Source organism: Anaerotignum sp., from assembly GCF_017483025.1.
Classification (GTDB): Bacteria; Bacillota; Clostridia; order Lachnospirales; family Anaerotignaceae; genus Anaerotignum_A.
On record NZ_JAFUMA010000079.1, the window covers coordinates 1 to 5,150 of the forward strand.

Consider the following 5,150-nt stretch of genomic DNA (forward strand, 5'->3'; position numbering starts at 1 on the left):
GTTTTATTATATTGAGTTGAGAATCTTCGAAAAAGGACGCTCGTGGGATAAACTGGACAAATAAAAAAAGCTGGATGCTGAGAAGCATCTAGCTTTTATTTTTGGGGGAACAAGTTCAAGCTCTCCTTTCATTTGGTGTTAGCTTGATCCTATTGAGAGATGTATTTGACTACCTCTTTGACTACCTTTGATTTTGAAAATGAAAAAACCCTTGAAATATCAAGGGTTTAAAGAGCGGACGACGGGAATCGAACCCACCTCTAAAGCTTGGGAAGCTCTCATTCTACCGATGAACTACGCCCGCAAAGGGTAATTGATTTCTAACAGTTATTATAATGAGAATTGGAAGAAATGTAAAGTATTATTCTGCATCAATATTTTTCAAAAATTTACATTTCTGTTGAAAGATTTTTTTGTGGCAGCGGACTTTCTTTCCTTTCAGCGGGCATACTACCAACAGTAAATTTTTTAGGATGCGAGGGATGCGGGATGGAAAAATTTATCGTTGCGGGTACGGGCGAAGGCTTGCGGGGCAGAGTAAAGATCAGCGGTTCCAAAAACGCGGTGCTGCCAATTCTGGCGGCGTGTCTTTTGACGAAGGAGGTCTGTGAGATACGGAATGTGCCGCCCCTTTCTGATGTGCGGCATATGGCAGAACTGCTGCAGGAAGTGGGGGCACGGGTGTTTTTTGATGAGGAAAAAGAGATTCTGCGGGTGGAGGCGGCGGAGATCTCCAGTGTGGAAGGATTATATGAAACAGCACGCAAGATGCGTGCTTCTTTTCTGGTGGCGGGGGCGCTGCTGGGGCGGTGTGGCTGTGCTCGGCTGCCTTTGCCGGGGGGATGCCAGATCGGAAGCCGCCCCATCGATCTGCACCTGAAGGGCTTTCAGGCCATGGGGGCGAAAAATAAGCAGGAGCATGGCGTGGTGGAGCTGCAGGCGAAAAGCTTGAAGGGCGGCAGTATCTATCTGGATTTTCCCAGTGTAGGGGCAACGGAAAATATTATGCTGGTGGCGGTTTTGACAAGGGGCAAAACGATCATCGAAAATGCCGCGGCAGAGCCCGAAATATGTGACCTGGCGGATTTCTTGCGGGAAATGGGCGCAGAGGTGGCGGGCGACGGTACGGACACCATTACTGTTACGGGGGTAAAAGAACTCCATGGTGCCACCCATGCCGTCATCCCCGACCGCATCGAAGCAGGCACTTTTATGACGGCGGCGGCTATCACCGGCGGAGATATTCTTCTGGAAAATGTGCAGGAAGAACACCTGAAGCCTGTCATTGCCAAACTGGCGGAATGTAATGTAAAAACAGAGATGACTGCAGAAGGTCTGCGGGTCTGGCGGAAGGGAAAGCTCCATCCTGTGCAGGTGAAGACCATGCCTTTCCCGGGCTTCCCCACGGATATGCAGGCGCCTTTCATGAGCCTGATGACCATTGCAAAGGGCACCAGTGTGATTACGGAAACGGTTTTTGAAAATCGCTTCACTCATGCAGGGGAATTGCAGCGGATGGGAGCAGATATTAAAATAGATAGCCGCAGTGCCATCATCGAAGGCGTAGACACCCTGACAGGAACGAAGGTAAGAGCCACCGACCTGAGGGCTGGCGCGGCTCTGATCCTTTCTGCTCTGGCGGCCAAGGGGGAAACGGAGATCAGCGATATCTATCATATCGAGCGAGGGTATCATAAGATCGATGAAAAGCTGCGCCGATTAGGCGCCCATATCCGAAAAGAAAAGGAATAATTTTGTAAGATTCATAAATTGTTTACATTTCGTTCATTGGGTAGAAACGTTTGAATGAAAAACTAATAACATCGGAGGGAATTCCCCTTCGGCTACATAATAGAATGAAAGTGTAATGGAAATAGAAATAGAAAGAGAAAGAGAGTTGCATTGCTATGGATATGAAAAATCAAAGACGACCATTGCTGTATTACTGGCTCATTGCGTTGCTGGTAATGGGCATCATCAATATGGTTTTCCTGCCCAATATTGCAAAAAATGCCATCCAGCAGGTAAATTATGATGTATTCCTGACAGAGATAGCTGATAAAAATATTTCACAGGCGGAGATCAATGAAGACGTGATCTATTTTTTCCTGAAGGAAGAACCTGCGGAAGAACTCACAACGACTCTTTTTGCAGAGGATGCCCCCAAGGTGTATTCTACTGTCCGCATGGATGACCCTCAGCTGGTAGACAGACTTTATGCAGCGGGCGCATCCTTTGGCGAAGTAAAGCCCAAGGAAGTATCTCCATGGGTCAGTAGCCTGATCATGTTTGTGGGCTTCTTCCTGCTGTGGCAGTTCGTGATGAAAAAGGCCATGAATAAGATGGGCGGTATAGGCGGCAACGCCATGTCCTTCGGGAAATCTAATGCGAAGATCTACGTGAAAGCCCAGACAGGAAAGACTTTCAAGGACGTTGCAGGGCAGGATGAAGCGAAGGAAGCCCTGAACGAAATCGTGGATTTTCTGCATAATCCCCAGAAATATACGGAAGTGGGGGCCAAAATGCCCAAAGGTGCGCTGCTGGTAGGCCCTCCCGGCACAGGCAAGACCTTGCTGGCTCAGGCTGTTGCCGGGGAAGCAGAAGTGCCTTTCTTCTCCATTTCCGGTTCTGAATTTGTAGAAATGTTCGTTGGCATGGGTGCGGCAAAGGTGCGAGACCTGTTCAAGCAGGCAAATGAAAAAGCCCCTTGTATCGTATTCATCGATGAAATCGATACCATCGGTAAAAAACGTGACGGCAATGGCTTGGGCGGAAACGACGAAAGGGAACAGACCCTGAATCAGCTGTTAACAGAAATGGATGGTTTCGATGGCAAAAAAGGTGTTGTCATTCTGGCGGCCACCAACAGACCTGAAACGCTGGATAAAGCCCTGCTGCATCCCGGCCGTTTTGACAGAAGAATCCCTGTGGAATTGCCCGACCTGAAAGGCAGAGAAGCCATTCTGAAAGTTCATGCAGAAAAGATCAAAATGGAAGCCAACATCGACTTTGATGCCATTGCCAGAGCAACATCCGGCGCATCCGGTGCAGAGCTGGCGAATATCATCAATGAAGCGGCTCTCCGTGCGGTACGTATGGGCCGTACAAAAGTAGGACAGAATGACCTGATGGAAAGTGTGGAAGTGATTCTGGCGGGCTATCAGCGTAAAGGTGCTGTCATTTCTCCGGAAGAGAAACAGATCATTGCTTACCATGAAGTAGGCCATGCGCTGGTGGCTGCAAAACAGAAAAATTCTGCACCAGTGCAGAAAATCACTATCATCCCCAGAACCAGCGGCGCTTTGGGCTATACCCTGCAGGTGGATGAGGGTGAAAAATTCCTGATGAACAAAGAAGAGATTTTCAATAAAATTGCCACATTCACTGGGGGACGTGTGGCAGAAGAACTGAAATTCGGCTCCATCACAACGGGTGCCTCCAATGATATCGAACAGGCGACCCGCCTGGCCAGAGGCATGATCACCCGTTATGGTATGAGCGAAGAATTTGGTATGGTGGCGCTGGAAACGGTGACGAACCAGTATCTGGGTGGGGATACTTCTCTGGCATGCTCTAACGAAACCGCATCCAAAATCGACGGGGCTGTCATCAAAGTCGTGAAACAGGCCCATGATAAAGCTGTTGAGATCATTCGCGAAAATATGGATAAACTGGACGAAATTTCTGCTTTTCTGCTGGAAAAAGAAACTATCACAGGGGAAGAATTCATGGAAATTCTGAACCGCACGGAAGCATAAGGAAATATCGTTCATAAAATACGCATAGGCTTCAGGAAAGGCAGACTTGTTCCCAAGTCTGTTTTTTCTTGTCGATAATCTGTGGTAGACAATTTTTTTTCGGAAGTGTAAAATAATAAAGAAATTTTTTGTAAGCGAAAAAGAAAGAAGGGTTTCCATGTCCATTCATAATATCCAGTATGAAGGCATTGAAATTGAATATGAACTGTCCCGCAAAAACGTGAAGTATATCAATCTTCGTGTGAACAAATATGGCAAAGTGGTGGTTTCTGCAGGGAAAAACGTTCCGTTTGAGGTGATTGATGAATTTGTGCAGTCCAAGGCCTTCTGGATCATCACCCACCTGGCGGAGATCGAAAAGATCAAAAGCGGTATGCCAGATAACAGTCTGTATGACGGGAAAACGGTCTATTATCTGGGGCGGCCTTATCAGCTGGTGCTGGAAAGGGGCGAAAGGCGCATCTTCATTGAAGGAGATAAGATCTGTCTGTATTCCCCCAAAATGTATTCCGATGTGCTGAAGGAGGAGTATCTTGCCTGGCTGAAAAACAATGCGGAGAAAAAATTTGAAGAAATTATGGATAGAATATATCCTCTTGTGGCAGAATATCGTATAAAGAGACCGGAAATCAAAATCCGGAATATGAAAAGCATCTGGGGCAGCTGTACCACTACGGGCAAATCCATCCGTTTGAATCTGCAGCTGATGAAGGCGGAAGAAGAATGTATCGAGCAGGTAGTGCTCCATGAACTGCTGCATTTCCGCTATCCCAATCATGGAAAATCCTTTTATGATCTCTTGGCACAGCTGATGCCTGATTGGAAGGAACGGAAGGAGAAACTGGAGACCCAGTTTAAGGATGGCATTTAAGCAGAGAGGGGATTTGACAAATCCCCTTCTCTGGGGTATAATAATAGCTAGTAATAAGAATTTTATATCGACGCGGAGTAGAGCAGTCCGGTAGCTCGTCGGGCTCATAACCCGGAGGTCGTCGGTTCAAATCCGGCCTCCGCAATGCAATAAAAAGGACACCTAAAAGGGTGTCTTTTTTTATTGCATTGCGGAGGCGAAAAATAAGGAGTATACCGACTAAGCGAAGCGCGGGAGAGTAGACGGCTATATTTCGAGGTTGGCCTTCCCATGTTCAAAATGAATTTTAGCAAGAGAAACAGCTGTTTTCCCCGAAAATCAAGGCTTTGCGAAAAAAATGCTTTGCACTGCAACATTTTCGTGATATAATTCTAATGTTATAGGGCGAAATATAGAGAAAACGACTATTTTTTGAGGAACGGCGGCATTTCCGCCCGTTCAGATGATATATATTGTCCTTTTGGAAATCATTGGAAGGATGTATGTTTTTATGGATAAATTGGTTGTAAAAGGCCGTAGAA

Annotated in this window: 3 protein-coding genes and 2 tRNA genes; 4 read left to right on the forward strand and 1 reads right to left on the reverse strand. The window is 46.7% G+C overall.

Annotated elements, in window-relative coordinates:
* Nucleotides 1–233 precede the first annotated feature (233 nt).
* A tRNA-Gly gene (locus IJ369_RS07055) sits at nucleotides 234–304 on the reverse strand.
* A gap of 185 nt (nucleotides 305–489) precedes the next feature.
* Between IJ369_RS07055 and murA the strand changes: the two genes are divergently transcribed.
* From murA to IJ369_RS07075, 4 genes are all read left to right on the forward strand, one after another.
* A complete protein-coding gene (murA, locus tag IJ369_RS07060; protein WP_290717599.1) occupies nucleotides 490–1,752 on the forward strand; it encodes a UDP-N-acetylglucosamine 1-carboxyvinyltransferase in 1,263 nt (420 codons plus the stop codon).
* 155 nt (nucleotides 1,753–1,907) lie between these two features.
* Nucleotides 1,908–3,758, forward strand: coding sequence for an ATP-dependent zinc metalloprotease FtsH (ftsH, locus tag IJ369_RS07065; RefSeq protein ID WP_290717601.1), 1,851 nt, complete (start codon nucleotides 1,908–1,910; stop codon nucleotides 3,756–3,758).
* A 157-nt stretch (nucleotides 3,759–3,915) separates the two neighbouring features.
* Nucleotides 3,916–4,629 (forward strand): M48 family metallopeptidase, encoded by a 714-nt coding sequence (locus IJ369_RS07070; protein WP_290717603.1) that lies wholly within the window; start codon nucleotides 3,916–3,918, stop codon nucleotides 4,627–4,629.
* 71 nt (nucleotides 4,630–4,700) lie between these two features.
* Nucleotides 4,701–4,774, forward strand: a tRNA-Met gene (locus tag IJ369_RS07075).
* Nucleotides 4,775–5,150 lie beyond the last annotated feature (376 nt).